Origin of the sequence: Micromonospora sp. NPDC005174, from assembly GCF_040608495.1 — a bacterium.
Lineage (GTDB): Bacteria > Actinomycetota > Actinomycetes > Mycobacteriales > Micromonosporaceae > Micromonospora.
The window spans coordinates 63,021-81,070 of sequence record NZ_JBEXIJ010000001.1; the positions used below are offsets into that span (position 1 = coordinate 63,021).

At 70.6% G+C, this 18,050-nt stretch carries 15 protein-coding genes; 6 read left to right on the plus strand and 9 right to left on the minus strand.

Features of this window, described 5'->3' with window-relative positions:
* Positions 1-11: 11 nt before the first annotated feature.
* Positions 12-1,151, plus strand: coding sequence for an FAD-binding oxidoreductase (locus tag ABZU91_RS00300; protein WP_355232769.1), 1,140 nt, complete (start codon positions 12-14; stop codon positions 1,149-1,151).
* A 93-nt stretch (positions 1,152-1,244) separates the two neighbouring features.
* On the opposite strand, the gene ABZU91_RS00305 is transcribed toward ABZU91_RS00300, so the two are convergent.
* Positions 1,245-2,129, minus strand: a complete 885-nt coding sequence (locus ABZU91_RS00305) for a cellulose binding domain-containing protein (RefSeq protein ID WP_355232770.1) — start codon at positions 2,127-2,129, stop codon at positions 1,245-1,247.
* 390 nt (positions 2,130-2,519) lie between these two features.
* On the opposite strand from ABZU91_RS00305, the gene ABZU91_RS00310 reads away from it, so the two are divergent.
* The gene (locus tag ABZU91_RS00310) at positions 2,520-2,906 is read left to right on the plus strand and encodes a peptidase inhibitor family I36 protein (protein ID WP_355232771.1); all 387 of its coding nucleotides are present in this window, start codon (positions 2,520-2,522) and stop codon (positions 2,904-2,906) included.
* A 53-nt stretch (positions 2,907-2,959) separates the two neighbouring features.
* On the opposite strand, the gene ABZU91_RS00315 is transcribed toward ABZU91_RS00310, so the two are convergent.
* Positions 2,960-5,368 carry a hypothetical protein gene (locus ABZU91_RS00315; RefSeq protein WP_355232772.1) on the minus strand — a complete coding sequence of 803 codons (2,409 nt, stop codon included), beginning with the start codon at positions 5,366-5,368 and terminating at the stop codon, positions 2,960-2,962.
* Between the two features lie 249 nt (positions 5,369-5,617).
* Between ABZU91_RS00315 and ABZU91_RS00320 the strand changes: the two genes are divergently transcribed.
* From ABZU91_RS00320 to ABZU91_RS00330, 3 genes are all read left to right on the plus strand, one after another.
* Positions 5,618-6,544 carry an S-4TM family putative pore-forming effector gene (locus ABZU91_RS00320; protein ID WP_355232773.1) on the plus strand — a complete coding sequence of 309 codons (927 nt, stop codon included), beginning with the start codon at positions 5,618-5,620 and terminating at the stop codon, positions 6,542-6,544.
* Positions 6,545-6,701: 157 nt separating this feature from the next.
* On the plus strand, positions 6,702-7,607 hold the full coding sequence (locus tag ABZU91_RS00325) for a hypothetical protein (protein WP_355232774.1): 906 nt from the start codon (positions 6,702-6,704) through the stop codon (positions 7,605-7,607).
* A 171-nt stretch (positions 7,608-7,778) separates the two neighbouring features.
* A complete protein-coding gene (locus ABZU91_RS00330) occupies positions 7,779-8,411 on the plus strand; it encodes a hypothetical protein (protein ID WP_355232775.1) in 633 nt (210 codons plus the stop codon).
* Positions 8,412-8,416: 5 nt separating this feature from the next.
* Here ABZU91_RS00330 and ABZU91_RS00335 read toward each other — a convergent pair whose 3' ends face one another.
* The 5 genes from ABZU91_RS00335 to ABZU91_RS00355 all read right to left on the minus strand — a co-directional run bounded on the left by ABZU91_RS00335 (position 8,417) and on the right by ABZU91_RS00355 (position 12,376).
* Positions 8,417-8,785: a DUF4180 domain-containing protein gene (locus ABZU91_RS00335; protein WP_355232776.1), complete on the minus strand. Its 369-nt coding sequence runs from the start codon at positions 8,783-8,785 to the stop codon at positions 8,417-8,419.
* Positions 8,778-9,227, minus strand: a complete 450-nt coding sequence (locus tag ABZU91_RS00340) for a helix-turn-helix domain-containing protein (protein WP_355232777.1) — start codon at positions 9,225-9,227, stop codon at positions 8,778-8,780. Before ABZU91_RS00340 ends, ABZU91_RS00335 begins: the two co-directional genes overlap by 8 nt.
* 107 nt (positions 9,228-9,334) lie before the next feature.
* Positions 9,335-11,119: an FtsX-like permease family protein gene (locus ABZU91_RS00345; RefSeq protein WP_355232778.1), complete on the minus strand. Its 1,785-nt coding sequence runs from the start codon at positions 11,117-11,119 to the stop codon at positions 9,335-9,337.
* 1 nt (position 11,120) lies between these two features.
* Positions 11,121-11,849, minus strand: coding sequence for an ABC transporter ATP-binding protein (locus ABZU91_RS00350; RefSeq protein WP_355232779.1), 729 nt, complete (start codon positions 11,847-11,849; stop codon positions 11,121-11,123).
* Complete coding sequence (locus tag ABZU91_RS00355; RefSeq protein WP_355232780.1) at positions 11,846-12,376, minus strand: PadR family transcriptional regulator; 531 nt, start codon at positions 12,374-12,376, stop codon at positions 11,846-11,848. The genes ABZU91_RS00350 and ABZU91_RS00355 overlap by 4 nt, the downstream gene beginning before the upstream one ends.
* 109 nt (positions 12,377-12,485) lie before the next feature.
* Here ABZU91_RS00355 and ABZU91_RS00360 point away from each other — a divergent pair, with 109 nt between their 5' ends.
* Positions 12,486-15,857: an AAA family ATPase gene (locus ABZU91_RS00360; RefSeq protein ID WP_355232781.1), complete on the plus strand. Its 3,372-nt coding sequence runs from the start codon at positions 12,486-12,488 to the stop codon at positions 15,855-15,857.
* A 248-nt stretch (positions 15,858-16,105) separates the two neighbouring features.
* On the opposite strand, the gene ABZU91_RS00365 is transcribed toward ABZU91_RS00360, so the two are convergent.
* Complete coding sequence (locus ABZU91_RS00365; protein WP_355232782.1) at positions 16,106-16,966, minus strand: ABC transporter permease; 861 nt, start codon at positions 16,964-16,966, stop codon at positions 16,106-16,108.
* Positions 16,963-17,976 carry an ATP-binding cassette domain-containing protein gene (locus ABZU91_RS00370; protein ID WP_355232783.1) on the minus strand — a complete coding sequence of 338 codons (1,014 nt, stop codon included), beginning with the start codon at positions 17,974-17,976 and terminating at the stop codon, positions 16,963-16,965. Before ABZU91_RS00370 ends, ABZU91_RS00365 begins: the two co-directional genes overlap by 4 nt.
* Positions 17,977-18,050: the final 74 nt, after the last annotated feature.

The following is an 18,050-nucleotide window of genomic DNA, read 5'->3' on the forward strand; positions in this document are numbered from 1 at the left end:
TTGGAGCCGGTATGCCCACCGTGATCGACGACGACCAACCGGCCCACGCGAGTCTGGCCGCCGCCTGGGAGTCGGTCGACGTGCGGGCCGCCGGCGATTTCTGGTGCACAGTCGAAGACCGCCGAGCCGGGCTGCTCCCACGCCGCGACGCGCCGCTGTTCTTCACCGCGCTGGGCCGCCTCCTGGTCGGCGGCGACGCGCCGGCGAATCGGGCGGCGCTGCTCCGGGTGCTCGGCCACGCGTACCGTCACTTCGACCTGCTCCCGCACGCCACCACCATCGGCGACGCGCTGCTCGCGACAGTCGCCCGCCACGCCCGGCCAGTGTGGACGCCGCAGCTCACCGTCGTCGCCGAGCGCGCCCTGCGCCACGCCACGCACGCCATCCGTCGCGCCGCCGCGCACGCCGGCGACGGCCGAGCCTGGTGGCACGTCGAGGTCATCGGCCACGATCGGCCGTCGCCCGACATCGCAATCCTGACGGTACGTCCCTGGCGGCGACTGCCCTTCCAGCCAGGTCAGGCCGTGCCGGTCTGTACGCCGCGCCTGCCCGGGCACTGGCGCTGGCTGTCGCCGGCCAACGCCCCACGCCCGGACGGCACCGTCGAGCTGCACGTCCGCGCCGTACCCGCCGGCACCGTCTCCCACCGCCTGGTTCATCAGGTACGCCCCGGTGAGCTGCTTTGGCTCGGCCCACCCGTCGACACCGGGCTGAGCCTCGACCCGACGGGCACCAACGATCTGCTGCTCGTGGCCGGTGGCACCGGGCTGGCGCCGTTGCGCGCCCTGGTCGAGCAGGTCGCCGCCGCACCGGACGGTCGGCGGGTGACGCTTGTCGTCGGCGCGCGCACGTTCACTCACCTGTACGACGCGGTCGCCCTCGACAAGCTGCAGTGCGCCCACGACTGGCTGACAATCGTGCCGGCCCTCTCCGAGGACCCCTGCGCCGAGCCAGCCGAGCAGGGCGACGCCCTGACCATCGCTCTCGACCATCACCAGCCGGGCCAGGACATCTACGTCTGCGGCCCACCCGCGATGCTGACCGCCGCGCGGTCACGGCTGTGCGCCCTCGGCATCCCCGCCGCGCGCATCCACCTGCCCAGGGGCCTTCGCCTGGCCGCCAGAGCCAGGGCGCGGGACAGTCGGGAGTAGGTCCCCATGAAGCGGTATACCTGTGAGTCATAACTATGACTCACAGGTATACCGCTCGTCAGGACAAGGCCCGCCGGACCGGCCGGTGCGCGGTCAGGACCACGTGTCGCCGAACTCGCGTACCCCGTCGACGTCCAGCGTGATCCGCCCGTTCTCGGTCCACTGGCCGGTGGCGGCGAGCCAGCTCGGGTCGTCGCGCTCGTCGATGTCACTCCAACTGTGCCGGTGGTGCCGCAGCTGGATCGGTCCGGTCGACTCGCCGGGCTCCAGCGTGCCGTCGATGAAGGTCAGCTCGACCCACCCGGGGACCGGCGTGCCGGGGATCGGGTAGCCCGGTGGTGCCGGCGTCGTCAGCACAGGCGGGCCGCCCGGCGGGACGAAGAACTGCACGGTCTGCCGGACCCTTTGGCAACCCAGCGCGGCCCAGTCGCAGTTCGGCACCAGCGACGTGTTGCCGCCCTCGAAGCGCAGGTGGTAGCGCACCCGCACCGCTCGCAGATCGAGCGGCCCGGTGCCGGTGTTGGTGACCTTCAGGAGGTGCTGGATCTGGTTGTTCGTCGGTGACCAGTCGAGGTTGAGGTAGCTGACCGTCGCGCGCCCGCTGGCGGTGCGCACGGTGATGGCGGGCGAGCTGTCCGAGTAGCCGCCGAGCGCGCGGGCGGCAACCGCGATCCGGTACGTCGTGCCGGGCGCGAGGTCGGTCAGCGTGATCGTGGTGTCGAGGGTGGTGCCCAGCCAGCGGTACGTGTTGGTGCCCAGGGGTGCCTGCACCTCGTAGTTGATCGGCTGCTCGGCGGCCGGATCGCCAATCCAGGTCGAGGGTGTCCACCTGAGGGTGAGCTGGTGTGGCCCATTGGCCACCACCATCGGGGTGCCGGGGGTGCTGATGGCCGGGCCGTCGGCACGGGCGCCGGTGACGGCGAGGAGGCTCGCCAGCGCGGCGACGGTGACGGCTGCGATGACGCGGCGAGCATGCATGGCCCGGATTGTAGGGATTAGATCACACGGCATCAATGTCTCTTCGTGCTTGCTGGTCATCTGCCGGATGCAACTTCCATAACCCAACCGAAGTCAACGGGTCGGATTGAAAGCCTTTCCTCGATGGTGCAGAAATGGCAATCGGGCCGATTGTCGCCGCATGACTGGTGATCACAGCGGCTGGTTCATATGCTTGCCGAGTGGTGGAGTCCACCGATTCCCCGCGCCTCCCTCAGGTCCCTGCGCGCTCACATCGCGAGGTGTCGAATGGTCATTTCTCCCATTTATCGGACCGCGCTGGCCGCCATGCTTGGCTGGCTCATGGTCCTTTTCCTGGCTCCAGTCCCGGCCCACGCCGCGACGGTCGATCATTCCGATCTCCGTCCGGAGATGGCGAATTATCTCGCCGAACATCCGGGCGGTACGGCGATCAACGACAACGAGATCAGCTATCAGAACGGCACGTTCGTCGTCACCCTGCGGGCGCCCTTCGGGGTGCTGGCAACCGCCGACTGTCCCTCGGGTTGGTACTGCTTCTACGAGTTGCCCAACTTCGGGTACCCCCGTGGCCGGCTCTCCTCGTGCGGCCGTCAGAACCTGGCGACCTGGCAGTGGCAGGACCGGGTGGAGTCCGCGCACTACAACCTCAGCAGCGGGTCCGTGTCGTTCTACTACTACGGCACGAAGCTGTTCACCATCGGCACGGGCAACCGTGTCCGCAGCGACGCCGCGCCCTACCGGGAGTGGTCGAACTACGTGGACCGGTACTGCCCATGACGGTCATGGCGCCGCCACGACCATCCGGGGTCAGCCGGCACGGCCGTCCGGGATCAGTCGCAGCCGGGGCGCGCGGTCGTCTCGGTCCGCGTACTCGTCATCAGCAGTTCATGACTGAGGACCGCGCCGCCGACGCCGGTCAACTCGTGGCTGAGTAGCCGCCCGTCCTCGCCGAAGATCACGGTGTCGCGGCGGCTCTCACCATCGTCGGCGCTGAACCCGTAGCCGCGCCGGTTCGCCTGGTCGAGCTGCTTCTTGCGGTAGGTGATCCCCGGCGTCGAGGCCAGGTACGACAGCAGCACGGCCCGCTGGCCGGGCGTCAACAGGTGGTACTGGTGGAAGCGTGCCACGAGTCGCAAGGCTCCGGCGGCGTTGCGCCGCCCGGGCGGCAACTCATCGAAGAGTGTCCCTAGCTGGTCGTTCAGCTCACTCAGGTCCTGCGCCGGCAGCGGAAGGACCTCCGACAGCTCCCCGTCGGCGTACGTGTCCACGTCCGGCGGCTCGGTCGGATGCCCGCTGGCTGAGGTCGTCGTGACGGAACGGCCGGCCAGGCGGGAGTTCCACCAGAGACGAATCTCCTGATAGAGCTCGTCCTCCGAGCCAGGCTCGTCAGTTGCCTCGGCACCTCGGACCCGCCGGCAGATATAGGTGAAGCGGCCCGGCGGCACAGCCTCTCGCAGCTGTGCGACCTTCAGTGCCAGCTCGGTCAGGTGCTGGCTGGCCTCGTCCCGGGACGCTCCGCGATCCGGTGCCTCCGACTCGGCGCGTGAGTGGGGTGTGGGAGTCACCTCCAGGCGATCCAGCCCGAGGGGCGAGGGGACGGCGACAGCGGCGGCGGTGCCCAGGACCGCCCCGCCGACGAAGACCGCCGTGATCCACCGCGCGCCCACCCTCCGCATGGTCCTGTGCTTCGCTGCCCGCCGAGACCAGTCCATGCCGTCGTTCAGCGGCAGCCTCGGCTGCGGTATCCCGTCCGTGGTCGGGGCCGGACGCTGGCGTGCCGACTGATTGCCCGCTCGTGGAGCGGGGTGGATCCAGTGGTCCACCGGGCCGGTGCGCCCTGCTCTCGCCGCGTTCTCGGCCTTCAGAGTGTTGATCGCCGGGCGGTGGTGATCGCCGTGCTGCGCACCCGGCACCGCCGTGAAGTTGGTCGACCAGCCCTGGTCGAGCCGGTCGTCGCCCGGCCGCGACACCGACGGGCGCCCGGCCGCAGGCAGCGGCGCCGGCTGGTCGGTCACGCGGGGCAGCACTGGGAGCCGGGCCGGCGCGGGCGGCGTGATCGACCGGTAGAAAACGTTCTTGTACGCCTCCGCGGCCAGGCGGAAGCACCACCGACGTCCGGCGGCGCTGAGGTTGTCGAAGGTCGTGCAGATCAGGGCCTGCGCAATGAGCGAGAGCCGGAACTGCTGCTGCCACTCGCCACCCAGGCCGCTGCTGAACACGGCATTCAGGCCTGCCCGGTGGGCGGTGTCCACCAGCTCGTTCAGCACCGGCGGCAGCACCAGGCTCGGTCGCCCGGGCGACGGGTCGAGCAGTTTGTCGATGAGTGCCGTGGCCTGCGCCGACGGCAGCCCAGGGCCGTCGTTGGGATCGCGGGGTGCCACGTAGCGCAGCAGAGTGGTCAGCAGGAGGCAGACCAGGTCCCGGCTGAGAGGTGCCTTCTCCGCGAACGCGCCGAGATCGACAAGTTGGAACTCCTCGGGCCGCGGGAACCTGTCGAAGGGCACCAGGATGTTGCCACCGTGCAGGTCACTGTGTGCGTACCCGTAGACGTAGTCGATGCGGGTGGCCCCGAAACTCGATGTCGGCGCGATGAGCCGCAGCGCGTTCGGTAGGACGACGCCGTCCACGACGAACCAGTCGCTCGACGGGTCCGGCAGTCCGATGCGCTCCGCGAGGAGGCTTACGTCGGGCTGGACGCCGCCAACCTTCAGCTCCCGAGAGAGGTAGGAGCTGACCCTCCTGTTGCCGAGCGGTCGGCCCTTGTGGTGGTCGCCGTCCGGGTGCTGGTTCAAGTTGGTGAGAAGCTGCTCTGCCACGACGGAGAAGGCGGCAACGACGTACTCGTCGCCGAGGTCGTCGAAGGCGATCACCTGGCAGCCGCCGGCGGCGATCTCCTGGAAGGTGAGGATGCGGTCGCCGTCCAGATCCAGCGGAGGGTAGGGCTGTCGCACCAGGTGGCGCTTGGCGAACTCCTCGTTGGACAGCCGCCACGCCCGTTCGTGCCCGCCCGACTCCCTCGTCCCGCGGTTGTGCACCTTGACGATCAGCTTCTCGGCGCTGTTGCCGCCCCAGCGGGCGCGTCGGCTCAGGGTGACGGCGACCAGGTAGGCGTCGGTGTAGCCGCGGATCACCAGCGCGTGACTCGGTGCCCGCACCGTGCCGTCCAGTTGCTTCGCCCAGCCTCGTAGACGTCTTGTGGCTGGCGGGTCCTGGAACAGGTCATCGAGGCCGTCGTTCATGACCGTCGGTCGGTCCTTTGGTTCGAGCGGACAAGGGTGACCGGGTCTGTGTCGGCCGAAAAGAGTCGCGCGTGGGATGTGCGCGGCATCAAAGATTACCCCTGGAAAGGGCGAATGCGTGAGAAATTCGCAGCGATATGTGAAAGCTACTAAATGGTAGCTAAAAGATCACTGCGGAGAGCCGGTTCGCGACGGTACGTCACATCTATTGACCTGGATATAGACTCGTCACCAGGATGGGAGGGTCCTGTGACAGAGCGTACTGACTCCCTGCTCAGCCGGCAGAACCGACCCGACATGATGGCACTGTTGCACGCGATGTCCGTGTGCCACAGCCGGGCCCAACGGCTCGACAACCTCCGGATGGTGCTCTCCATCGCCATCGGCATCGTCGGCGCGGTCGTCGCCTTCATCGGCGTGTCGGCCGTCGCCGTCACCGCCGTCGGTGCCCTGTGGGCGGTCGTCAACGCGATCGGGCTCGCCTCCTGGTCGACCGGCCAGCTCCGTCGGGCGGCCACCCTCCAGGAGATGTTCGACGTACGGCTCTTCGAGCTGCCCTGGAACACTGTCGCGGCGGGCGAGCCGCTCGGTGCGGAGGAGGTCAGCCGTCTGGACCGCGCCTACCGGGGTGACGAGCGATACCTGCGGGACTACTACGAGGTGCCCCCGCTGCCCCGCCCGTACGACGTGCTCGCATGTCAACAGCAGAACCTCGGGTGGGGCGCTCGGGTGCGCCGACGCTACGCGTACGGCGTGCTTGGTGGTGTCGCGCTCTGGACGGCGGTGGGCGTCGTCTTCGCGGTGACCGCCGATCTCACCGTCGCCAACCTGTTGACGCAGTGGTTCGTGCCGTCGCTCGGCGCTCTCCTGCTCGGTGTCGAGATCTATCGGGGGCAACGCGACGTCGCCATCGAGCGATACCGGGCCCTGGGGATCGTGCACAGGCGGCTCACCGCCGCCGTCCGGCGCGGCGACGACTCGTCCGCCGTACCCGACCTGCTGACCCTCGCGAGGCAGACTCAGGACCTGATATTCCAGAGCAGGCAGGCCCAGGCGCGCGTTCCCGACTGGTTCTTCCGGCGGTTCCACGCCGCAGACCGGGTCGACTTCCAGGCGGCGATGATGAATCTCGGCGACCTTCTCAGCACCCGTCCGCCCGCCGCCCACGTCGACTGACGGTGGTGGTCGCCGGATCATCGGTCCATTACGCGACGTAGTCGGCTTGAAGATAATGCCTGGTCAGATGGTTACCTAGCGTCAACCCGTCATCACGAACGGCCTCGACGTCGGCGTCCTACCTGCCGCCCCGTCCGGCCTCAGACGGGAGAAAAATATGCGTACTCAGAACACCTGCCGCCGGTTCGGTGCCCGCGCGTCCGTACTCGTGCTCGGTCTTGTCGCGGCCGGAGCGGTGATCGCCCCGGCGAGCCCGGCGTCCGCCGCGGTCCCCGGCCTGGTTCGGATAACCGCGACGAGCGTCAGCGACTCGGCCGACTTCCACAGCGCCACCGCGACGTGCCCGGTCGGCAAGGTGCTCACCGGCACGGGTTACGAGCTGAACGGCGTCACCGGTGAGGGCATCGTCGACGACCTGCGCCCCAACGGTGGCCCGGCGACCGCGCCGACGGCCGTCACCGCAGGTGCCTACGAGACGGAGGCATTCGCCGGCAACTGGTCGGTGACGGCGTACGCGATCTGCGCCAACCCGCTGCCCGGCCTGGTCCGGGTCTCCACGGTCAGCGTCAGCGACTCGGCCGACTTCCACTCCGCCACGGCCACCTGCCCGGCAGGCAAGGTGTTGACCGGTACGGGTTACGAGCTGAACGGCGTCACTGGTGAGGGCGTCGTTGACGACTTCCGCCCCAACGGCGGTGTCGCCGCGGCGCCGACAGCGGTCACCGTCGGCGCGTACGAGTCGGACGCCACCGCGCTGAACTGGTCCGTGACCGCGTACGCGATCTGCGCCAACCCGTTGGCCGGTCTGGTGCGCACGTCGACAGTAGGTGCCAGCAACTCCGTCGACTTTCGCAGCGTCGTCGCCACCTGCCCGGTCGGGAAGGTGCTGACCGGTGCCGGCTACGAACTGAACGGCGTGACCGGCGAGGGCATCGTCGACGACTTCCGTCCCAACGGCGGCCCCGCGACCGCCCCGACGTCCGCCGCGTCCGGCGCGTACGAGGAGGACGCCTTCGCCGGCAACTGGTCCGACACGGCGTACGCCATCTGCGCCACGCCGTAACAGGCTGATGGTCCGGCGTGGCCACCCCATACCGCTCGGGGTGGCCACGCCGCTTCGTGATCCGCGCTCTGCGGTCGATACCCCGATATGGCGTCGAAGGACGGTGGCAGGGAGGGCCCGACCGTAGCGTCCCGATCGACGGTTTACGCGCTCGATTCGAGGGAGGCGACCATGCAGACGGCCGGAGGTGTGATGTTGGGTGAGTCCGTCCCGGTCACGGTCCGGGTGGACCGTTGGCGGGCCGGGCTGCCGCCGGACGCTTGGCCCGACAGCCTGCCGGCGAGCGGCGAGATCTGGCGACATGACGTCTTCGCGGTGGCCGAGGCATACCGGGCCGGCCTGGCGAGCGCACGGCAACTGCTGACCGCCGTGCTGGTCTGGGGTTACGGACCCATCGGGTACGGCCCGTGGCGTGCCACCCGGTCGCTCGACGCCGATCCGGAGGGCAAACGCCTGGCGTACGCGCTCGAGGAGGTCTCCACACCGGAGTCAGACGAGGCCGCGCTGGGCGCGGCGTACCGCCGGTTCGCCGACCCCGACCACGCCCGGCTGCCCTGGTTGGGGCCGGGTCTGTTCACGAAGGTCCTCTACGTCGTCGGCTACCGGCGCGGGGTGGGCGGCGTGCAACCCCTGATCCTCGATCGCGTGGTGGCCAGCCGTCTCCCCGCCGAGGTCGGCGTCACCCGTCGCAACGATTGGTCGTCGGACGAGTGGCTGGCCTACCTGCGCTGGGCCGCCGAGCAGGCCAGCATCCGGGGGATCGAGTCGGACGCGGTGGAGATGGCGCTCCGATCGGGCCGCTGAGGTGGCTATCGCGCCGCGCGAAGGCGGTCGTCGAGGGCGTCGAGGTCGGGGACGAACCAGACCTGCCCGCCCTGGTTCGACTCGTGCACGAGTGCGCGCAGCGCCGAACTTCCCGCGAGCTGTGTCGAAATGTCACCGACCACGGCGAGCCGCACCCGGTAGTTGACGAACTTCTGCATCACGTCGCCGGCGAAGCGGGTGCCCAGCGAGAAGAACCGCTCGTCGAGCCGGTGAGCCGGCACCGCGACCACCTGGGCGCCGAGAAAGGCCGCGCCGATCAGGTCCAGCGCGTCCTGCTCGGTGGCGATCGGCGGGCCGGTCGGGTCGCAGACCAGCACCGGCACCCCGGCGCGCTGCTGCATCTCGTCAGGCATCGTGGACCTCCCGGTCGAGTAGGCCGTTGTCGGCGGTGAGGACGGCGTCGAGCAGGTGCAGCAGTTCGGCGGTGGCGGCGGGGTCACCCAGGATGATGACCTTCATCCGGTGGCGTTCCTCGTCGTACATGGTCTGCACCCGCAGGGGGTTGGCCTGGTCGTGGGCCGTGTTGGCGCTGGTGAGCACGAGCGTGCCGAGCCGGTCGGCGGCGGCCCGGTCGACACCGTCGACTTGCACGATGCTGGACACCTCCGCCTGCCCGGCCACCATGGCGGCGGGCGGCCGTCCGGTGAGCGCGTCGAGATCCCGGGCAGCGATCCGGTACTGCTTGCCGATCCGCACCGCCCGCAGGCGGCCGGAGCGGATGTAGCCGCGCACCGTGCGCACGTGCAGGCCGAGCCGGTCGGCGACCTGTTCAACCGAGTACATTTCTTCCGTCATCGTTCCCTATCATAGCGCTAGAGGGAAGTTTGGGTAACGATAGGTTCGGCTCGTTGACCACATCAGCTCCAGAGGACACCGCCACTCGACTGGTTGCACGGCGTCGGTCAGGTCGCTGCGGCCCGGAGGGTGTCCGCGACCGGTCTGCGGGCGGCGGCCAGCGCGGGAATGGCGGTGATCAGGGCCACCCCGAGCAGGACTCCGAGTGCCGCGGTGAGGGCCCAGGAAGCGGGTGGATATCGTTCGCCGTCGAAGAACAGGTACAGCCCGGTGCCGACGGGAATCCCTGCGACGACGCCAGGCGCGGCGGGTAGGAGTTGCGCCACCGCCATGCCCATACCGGCCTGGGTAGGTGTCGCGCCGAGCGCGCGGGCGACCGCCAGCGGGTGCCGAGTTTCGAGCACTGCCGTCCAGGTGCTCACGATGGCGTTGAGCAGCGCGAGGAAACAGGCCACCCCGGCGACGATGAGCATGGCTTGGAGGGTTCGCTCGTTGCGGGGGTCGGGGAGTTCCGAGTAGCCGAGATTCAGTGGGTCGTCGTCCTGCGCCAGGATCGACAGGACGGCGGCGATCGCGGTCGTGGTGATCAGGGTGTTCATGGTGACGAGTCGGGCACGGTGCGGCCGCCGCGCGTTGATGCGTACGCCGATCAGGAGTGCGGTGGGCAGCCGGCGCGACAGCCAGATGAGCCACCGTCGGCGGCGCGCTGGCGTGGGAGCATCGGCCAACGCGTGGACGGTGCTGGTGGCCACGGCGCGTAGCACCGGTCCCAGGGTCGCCGCGACGGCGATCGCGAGGGCGAACGTGGTGGCGGTGACCACCATGCGAAGCGGCGGGTTCACGTCGACGGAGCCGATGAATCCAGGGCTGGGACGAAACAGCAGGGGCGCCGCGAACCATCCGGTAGCCAGGCCTGCCCCGGCGGCGGCGAGCCCGAGCACGAGGTATTCGGCCAGGTGTACGGCAGCGATAACGCCCGGCCCGGCGCCTACGGCCTTGAGCAGCCCCACCTGGCGACGCCGGGCGATGACTCGGCCCGCGACGATGCCGGCGACGCCGACGATCGCTAGGCCAGTCAGCAACCAACTGCCGACCGTCAGAGCCGTCTCCGCCTGCCTGTTCTGCCGGCCGCTGCTGGTGGCGATATCGCCCGCCGACCGGAAGATCCAGCCGCGGAAGCGGGGATCGTCGGTCGACCGGCCGACGACCTGGGCGCCGGCCTGTGGGTCGACCAGCTTGAGGTTCAGGGTGTACGACAGCCGCCGGTCGCCGGCGAGGGTGGTGATGTCGCGGTGATCGACCCAGACCAGGCCGCCCTTCTCCACCAGGTTCCCGCCCGGAAGGTGCCAGTGGACCTGTGGGTACACCGCACGGGCGGCGGTGACCGCGAACCCGGTCACCTGCAATGGGTGGCCGTTGATGGTGACCGTGTCGCCGGTGTGTACGTCGAGGGCCTCGGCGAAGGTGCGTTCCATGACCACGCCGCCGGCACGTATCCAGGTGCCGTCGGTCAGCGCAGGCCGGTCGACGGCGGCGGGTGCCTCGTCGCGGCCCTCGACGATGACCCGGACGGTGGTGTCGCGGGCGGTCAGTGTCAGGAAGGCCAGCGGGAAGGGGCCGCTGTGCTCGGTGACGCCGGGCAGGGTCGCCAGCGGGGCAAGCGCGTCGAGGGCCTGCGGACCGGTGAGGCCCGACTCCACCACCAGGTCGGGCCCGGCGGTGGCGGCCTGGGTGCGCTCGTAGGGGCGGGTGACGAGTTCGTTGAGGGCGAGGCCGAGGGTCAACGTCGCGGTCGCGGCGGTGATGGCGACCAGCAGCAGCACGTTCTCGGTCCGGTGTTGACGCAGGCCCCGTATCAGTAGTCGCCAGATGAGCAGCAGACGACCAGCCATCTCAGTGCACCCCGCCGTAGACGGTGCCGGTGCCGGTCCCGGTGAGAAGGCTGTCGTCGGCGAAGGTCCCGTCGCGCATGGAGATCACCCGGTCGGCGACCGCCGCGATGCGGGCGTCGTGCGTGACCACCACGAGGGTCTGCCCGGTGGGGCGCAACTCCTCGAACAGCCGTAGCACCTCCAGGGTGGCGGCGGTGTCGAGATTGCCGGTCGGCTCGTCGGCCAGAACGACCTGCGGCTCGTTGCTCAACGCGCGGGCGATGGCGACGCGTTGGCGCTGGCCGCCGGATAGTGCCGAGGGAAGGTGCGTGGCTCGGTCGGCCAGCCCGACCTGGTCGAGCAGATGCAGCGCGCGCCGCCGAGCGCGACCCGGAGACCACCCGGCCAGCAGGGCGGCCATCTCGACGTTCTCCACGGCGGTGAGTTCGTCCATGAGGTGAAAGGACTGGAAGACGAGACCGATGGTGTCGCGCCGGAGTCGGGCGAGGGCGCGCTCGCTCATCGTGTCGATCCGGCGGTCGGCGAGCCACACCTCGCCGTCGGTGGGGCGTTGCAGCCCGCCCAGCAGGTGCAGCAGGGTGGACTTGCCGCAGCCGCTCGGCCCCATGATCGCCAACGTCTGGCCGGCGGGCACGTCCAGGTCCACCTCGTCGACCGCGCGTACCAGCGCGTTGTCCCAGCCGTACCACCTGCTCAGCCCACGCGTCCGCACGGCCATCGACCCGGTCATGCCCCCGCCTTCCGTTCAGCTCGATCACGCTCGGACCAGATGCGCTCGCACGCCTCCAGCCACTCCAGATCAGCTCGCAGCCGCAACACGACGCCCTCCAACAACAACCCGGCAACCGGATCCACCGACCGCTCCAACGCCGCCCGTTGCGCGTCACGCAGGCGGCGCAGCACCTCACGTCGTTGCGCGTCCACCAACGCCACCGGATCGGCCAACCGGGCAGCTGCGGCGGCTACCAGCTTCAGGTGAAACTCCGTGAGGTCCGGCTTCGGCCAGCTCACCTCGGTCAGCCAGCCGGCCAAACGCTGCTGTCCGGCCGGCGTCAACGCGTAGACCCGTCGGTCCGGCCGGTCCGGCAGGCCCTCGGCCTGCTCCGAGGTCACCAGGCCAGCCTTCGCCAACCGGGCCAGCGTCACGTAGACCTGCCCTGCGTTCATCGACTCCCCGAGCGGGCCAAGTGCGTTCCGCATCCGGCTGCGCAACTCGTACCCGTGCGCCGGCTCCTTGGCCAACAGGGCTAGCACCACGTCCTGCAATGCGACCCCCCCGAATAGATCGCTTATAGATAACCGCTAGCTATGCCGCTGTCAAATCTCGACACTGGTCGTCGCAGGGTTCCAGTACCGTCTGGAAACCATGGACGCGCGGGCCGGCGACGCCATCATCGGGCGGGATCATCCCGCGGGTCTGCTGCGCGCCGAACTGGACCGGGCCGCCACCAGCCACGGCGGTCTCGTCCTGGTCACCGGTGAGCCGGGCATCGGCAAGACCACACTCGTCACGTCGGCGGCGCGGGAAGCCCGTCGGCGAGGGGCGCTCGTGGTGGGCGCGGCCTGCTGGGACTCCGACAGCGCCCCCGGTTACTGGCCATGGGTGCAGGTGTTGCGCGCGATCCGACGCTCCGCCGACGACTGGGCGCTCGCACGCCCGGACGCCGAGCCCGCCCTCGCCGCCCTGCTCGGCGAGACCGGCACCGGTGACGTACCCGGCCTCACCGCCGCCTGGTCGACCCGCGACGGCCAGGATGTCGCCGACCAGGAGGCGTTCGCCCTGTACGACGCGGTGACCGCGGCACTGGTCGCCGTCTCCGCGCGCCGGCCGGTGGTGGTCGTCCTCGACGACCTGCACTGGGCCGACCCGGCTTCGCTGCGGCTGCTGGCGTTCGCCGCCCAGCACACATGGTTCGAACGCCTGTTGCTGATCGGCACGTACCGCGACGCGGAGGTCGAGGCGGGCGACCATCCGCTGCGCGCGCTGTTGCTGCCTCTGGTCGCCAAGGCCACCACGATCACCCTCACCGGCCTGGCCCGCGACGAGGTGGCCGCGTTGATGGCGCGTACCGCCGGCCGGGAACCCGCCCCTGAGCTGGCCGACGAGGTGCACCGCCGCACCGGCGGCAACCCGTTCTTCGTCGAGGAGACCGCGCGGCTGTGGCACACCGACGGCACGACCGGCGCCATCCCGCCCGGCGTACGCGAGGCGGTACGACGTCGGCTCGCCCAGTTGCCCGCCGCGGTGGTCGAGGCGCTGACCGTCGCCGCCGTACTGGGCCGCGAGTTCCACCGGCAGGTCGTGGCGGCCAGCGCGGCGGTCCCGCCCGCGCAGGTCGACCGGCTCCTCGACGACGCGGTGACCGCCCGCCTGGTGGTCGCCCGGGGCGGCGGCCGCTTCACCTTCGCCCACGACCTCGTCCGGGAGACCCTGTACGACGGGCTCACCGTCGACGACCGGCAGTCCCGCCACGCCGCAGTGGTCCGGGCGGTGGACCCGCCGAGAGCGCCCACCGACCGGCCGATCCCTGCCGACCTGGCCCGCCACGCCTACCTGGCCGGTGCCGCGCTCGACCGGACCCGGGCCGTCGAGCTGCTGGTCGCCGCCGGGCGGGACGCGTTCGCCCGGCTCGCCGCCGACGAGGCGGGGATGCACTTCCGCCGAGCGTTGGAGATCGTCGAGGACCCCGCGCAGCGGATTCGGCTGCTCGTCGACTTCGGAGAGGTGCAGTCCCACCACGCCGGCAGAGCGGAGGCCGTACGTCTGCTGGCCGAAGCCGCGACGCTCGCCCGTACGCTCGACGACCCCGTGCCGCTGGCCCGCGTCGCGCTCACCGTGCACCGCGCCCGCCAGGTGGACACCACCCACGCGGTCGACACGACGGACCTGATCCGCGAGGCGTACCGGCGGTTGATCGGCGAGCCCGCCGCCACCGTCTCGACGGGCACCCTGGTAGCGGATCTGATCACCGCCACGGAGACCATCGCCCGTCGGGGTCGCGACGACGAAGCGCTCACCTTCAGCCTGTGGGCCCGCCACGACACCACCTGGGGGCTGGGCACCGCGGCGGCGAGAGCCGCGCTCACCGCCGAGATCCGGGACGTGGCTCGACGCTCGGGTGACCGGGAGACCGAGCTGTGGGCCACGTCGCTGCGCTGGGTGGCGTTACTGGAACTGGGCGACCCGCGCTTCATGGAGGAGTTCACCGCCTTCGTCACCGTGGGCCAGCAGGGTGAGCTGGCTCGTCCCCGGATGGCGGCGGCGGTCGACGGTGGGATCATCGCGGCGTTCCGGGGCGACTTCGCCGAGGCGGACGAGCGGTTCACCGTCATCGCCGAGCTGTCCGACCCGGGGCACGCCGAATTCGCCTTCATGGGTCATCACCTGCGCTGGGCCCGGCTGCTGTTGCAGGGGCGCTTCGACGAGATCGACGCGCTGCTGCGCGAGTGGGCGCCGACCGACTACCCGTACCGGGAACTACTGTCGGCCATCACGGCCGCCGAACGTGGCGACGACGACGAGGCGGTGCGATTGACCGCTGGCATCGAGGCCGCCGGCATCCACTACCCGCGTCCGGTGTCGCCGCTGTGGCTGCGCCTGCGCGCACAGGCCGCCGCCGCGTCCCGGGATCCGCGGCGCTGCGACGACGCCCGCGTCGCGCTGACCCCACACGGTGGACAGTGGGCGGTGGGGCTGTTCGGCTGCGACATCAGCGGACCCATCGACCACTGGCTCGCCGTCGTCAACGCCGCACAGGAGCGCTGGGACGACGCGATCACCGGCTTCACGGCGGCCCGCGACGCCGCCGACCGGATGGGCTCCCGACCCTGGTCACTCATCGCCCGCGCCGAACTGGTGAACGCCCTCGCCCGCCGTGGTCACCCGGGCGACGCCGCGACGCTGACGGAGGTGCGCGCCACCACCGTCCGGGACGCCACCGCCCTCGGCATGAAGCAGGTGCTCCTCCGGCTCGCCAACCCGGACCCAACCCACGCCGAGCTGAACCAAGGCGGGCTGTCTCACGCTGCGTCGGGCCACGCCGTTGGCCGGGCCGGGGGCAGCGGGCTGGGCGATGTCGCGCTCGCGGGCCAGGCCGTCGGGGAAGGCCACGCAGGCGGGGGCGACCAGGTGGTCGGGGGCGGCCCGGCCGTCGGCCGGCGTCAGGTGGTGCCGTCCGACCCCACCATCGAGGGGTACGCGTTCCAGCGCGACGGGCCGGTCTGGCGGCTCGCGTACGCGGGAGTGGTGGCGCACCTGCCCGACGCCAAGGGCCTGCACGACCTGCACCTGCTGCTGGGCCGCCCCGGCAGTGACGTCCCGGCGGTGGAACTGCTCGACCCGGCCGCTGGGCCGGTGCTGGTGGCCGCCCGTCGGATGGGCGGCGACCCGGTCCTCGACGACGAGGCGAAGGCCCGCTACCGGCGGCACCTGACACGCCTCGACGACGAGATCGACCGGGCCGCCGCGCGTGGCGACACGGCGAAGGTCGGCGCGCTGGACGTCGAGCGCGGCGCGTTGATCGAGGAGTTGCGCGCCGCGGCGGGGCTGGCCGGCCGAAGCCGACGGCTGGGCGACGAGGCCGAACGCGCCCGCAAGACGGTCACCGCGCGAATCCGCGACACCCTGCGCAAGCTCGACGACAACCATCCCGCGCTGGCCAACCACCTGCGCGATGCGGTCTCCACCGGTGCCACCTGCCGTTACCTCCCGCAAACCCGCCTCCCCTGGCACCTCTAACCCCCCACCCGCGCCCCCGCCCGCCCCCGCCTCGGCGATCTTGCACTTTCGGTTGTTGATTTGGGCGCTCCCGTGGCTTATGTCGCCACAGCAAGTGCAAGATCGCGGGGCAGTCGCCGTCAGGTCTCGTCGATCATGGAGTTGTGGTGCCCGGTTTGGGGATTTGCGGGCTGATTTGTCGCCCACCACAACTTCATGATCGACGGGGCGGGGGCAGGGGCGCGGGGCGCGGGGGAGCAGGAGGCGGGTTAGCGGCGGTTGTAGCGGTGCATTGTCAGGGTGCCGAAGACGACGACGAAGCCGGCGCTCCACACCAGGAGCCACATCGTGGCGGACGGGTCCGTTTCGCCGGACATGACGGCGCGTACCGCGGCCACTAGTTGCGTCACCGGGTTGACCTTCACGAACGCCTGGAGCCAGCCGGGCATGGTGGTCGGCTCGACGAAGACGTTGCTGAGGAACGTCAGCGGGAACAGCACCATCATGCTGACCCCCATCACCGACTTCTCGCTGCGCAGGATCAGGCCGAAGAACGTCCACACCCAGGAGAACGCGAACGAGAAGACCACCAGCAGCCCGATCCCGGTGGCCACGCCGGCGACGCCACCGGCGGGCCGGAAGCCGAGCGCCAGCCCGACACCGAGGATGACCAGGGCGGCGAGGATGTAGCGCAGCACGTCCCCGAAGATCATTCCGACCAGCGCGGCGGGTCGCCAGACGGGCAGCGTCCGGAAGCGGTCGAAGATGCCCTTCTCGATGTCGGTGTTGAGGCCGACGCCGGTGTACATGGTGATCATCACGACGCTTGTCACCATGATGCCGGGCAGGAAGAACTGCAGGTAGTCGCGCGGGCTGTCGGCGAGAGCGCCACCGAACAGGTACGTGAACATCAGCACCATGATGATCGGGAACGCGGTCACGTCGAAGAGCTGTTCCGGCACGTGCTTGATCTTCAGCAGGGCTCGCCAGCCGAAGGTGAGCGACGCGCCCAACGCGCTCGGCCGGGTCGGTCGGGCGCCCGGCGCGAGGACTGTCGCCAACGCCTCGGCGGACGGTACGTAGACCGACGGTGCCCGTTCGGCGGTGGTGGCGGTGGTGGTGTCGCTCATCGGGCTGCCTCCAGCTCGTCGTCGCGCTCGTCGGCCGACACGGCCGGGTGGTCGGTCAGGGCCAGGAAGACCTCGTCCAGGCTGGGCTGGCCGAGGGAGAAGTCGTCGACGACGATGCCGGCGCGGGCCAGGTCACCGAGTGCGCGGGCCGCCTGCGCGCTGGCGTCGAGATCGGTGCCGGCCTCGCCGACGCGGGCGGTCAGGGCCACCGGATCGGCGGCGAGCTGCACCGGCACGTTCAGTGCCTCCCGGAGTACCTGCTCGGCCTGGGGCCGCTGGCCGGGGTCGCGCAGTCGCAGGTGGACCGTGCCGGAGCCGACCGACGACTTCAGCTCGCCCGGTGTGCCCTCCGCGATCACCCGACCGTGGTCGACGACCGCGATCCGCCCGGCGAGTTGGTCGGCCTCGTCGAGGTACTGGGTGGTCAGCAGCACGGTCGTGCCGTGTGACACCACGGCGCGGACGATCTCCCACACCTGGTTACGGCTGCGCGGGTCGAGGCCTGTCGTCGGCTCGTCGAGGAAGAGCAGGTCAGGGGTGTTCAGGATGCTCGCGGCGATGTCGATGCGTCGTCGCATGCCACCCGAGTACTTCTTCACCTGGCGGTCGCTCGCCTCGGTCAGACCGAACGCGGCCAGCAGCGCCGCCGCGCGGTCCCGGGCGGCCGGCTTGCGCAGGCCCAGCAGACGGGCCAGCAGCACCAGGTTCTCGGTGCCGGTGAGGTCCTCGTCGACGGAGGCGTACTGGCCGGTGAGGCTGACGCGGCTGCGAACCTTGTCGGCCTCGGTGACCACGTCGTGCCCGAAGACCCGCGCCGTGCCGCCGTCGGGACGCAGCAGCGTCGCCAACACCCGGACCGCCGTGGTCTTGCCGGCCCCGTTCGGGCCGAGCAGGCCGTAGACGGTGCCGGCGGGCACCCGCAGGTCCATGCCGGCCAGCGCCCGGGTCTCTCCGAACGTGCGGGTGAGCCCCTCGGCCTCGATGGCCAGGCCGGTGGAGCGTGTGTTCATCATTCCTACCTCTCGTCCGATGGCCGGCGACGTCGTGGTCGGTGTGACCAACGACCCCGCCGTCCTACAGGCGC

Excerpts from the sequence above, each read along its gene's own strand:
- ABZU91_RS00350 (WP_355232779.1), bottom strand. The coding sequence starts at position 11,849 with ATGACCGGGTCGATGGCCGTGCGGACGCGTGGGCTGAGCAGGTGGTAC.
- ABZU91_RS00335 (WP_355232776.1), bottom strand. The coding sequence starts at position 8,785 with ATGCCTGACGAGATGCAGCAGCGCGCCGGGGTGCCGGTGCTGGTCTGC.
- ABZU91_RS00365 (WP_355232782.1), bottom strand. The coding sequence starts at position 16,966 with ATGAGCGACACCACCACCGCCACCACCGCCGAACGGGCACCGTCGGTC.
- ABZU91_RS00340 (WP_355232777.1), bottom strand. The coding sequence starts at position 9,227 with ATGACGGAAGAAATGTACTCGGTTGAACAGGTCGCCGACCGGCTCGGC.
- ABZU91_RS00330 (WP_355232775.1), top strand. The coding sequence starts at position 7,779 with ATGCAGACGGCCGGAGGTGTGATGTTGGGTGAGTCCGTCCCGGTCACG.
- ABZU91_RS00370 (WP_355232783.1), bottom strand. The coding sequence starts at position 17,976 with ATGAACACACGCTCCACCGGCCTGGCCATCGAGGCCGAGGGGCTCACC.
- ABZU91_RS00300 (WP_355232769.1), top strand. The coding sequence starts at position 12 with ATGCCCACCGTGATCGACGACGACCAACCGGCCCACGCGAGTCTGGCC.
- ABZU91_RS00325 (WP_355232774.1), top strand. The coding sequence starts at position 6,702 with ATGCGTACTCAGAACACCTGCCGCCGGTTCGGTGCCCGCGCGTCCGTA.
- ABZU91_RS00315 (WP_355232772.1), bottom strand. The coding sequence starts at position 5,368 with ATGAACGACGGCCTCGATGACCTGTTCCAGGACCCGCCAGCCACAAGA.
- ABZU91_RS00345 (WP_355232778.1), bottom strand. The coding sequence starts at position 11,119 with ATGGCTGGTCGTCTGCTGCTCATCTGGCGACTACTGATACGGGGCCTG.
- ABZU91_RS00305 (WP_355232770.1), bottom strand. The coding sequence starts at position 2,129 with ATGCATGCTCGCCGCGTCATCGCAGCCGTCACCGTCGCCGCGCTGGCG.
- ABZU91_RS00360 (WP_355232781.1), top strand. The coding sequence starts at position 12,486 with ATGGACGCGCGGGCCGGCGACGCCATCATCGGGCGGGATCATCCCGCG.
- ABZU91_RS00310 (WP_355232771.1), top strand. The coding sequence starts at position 2,520 with ATGGCGAATTATCTCGCCGAACATCCGGGCGGTACGGCGATCAACGAC.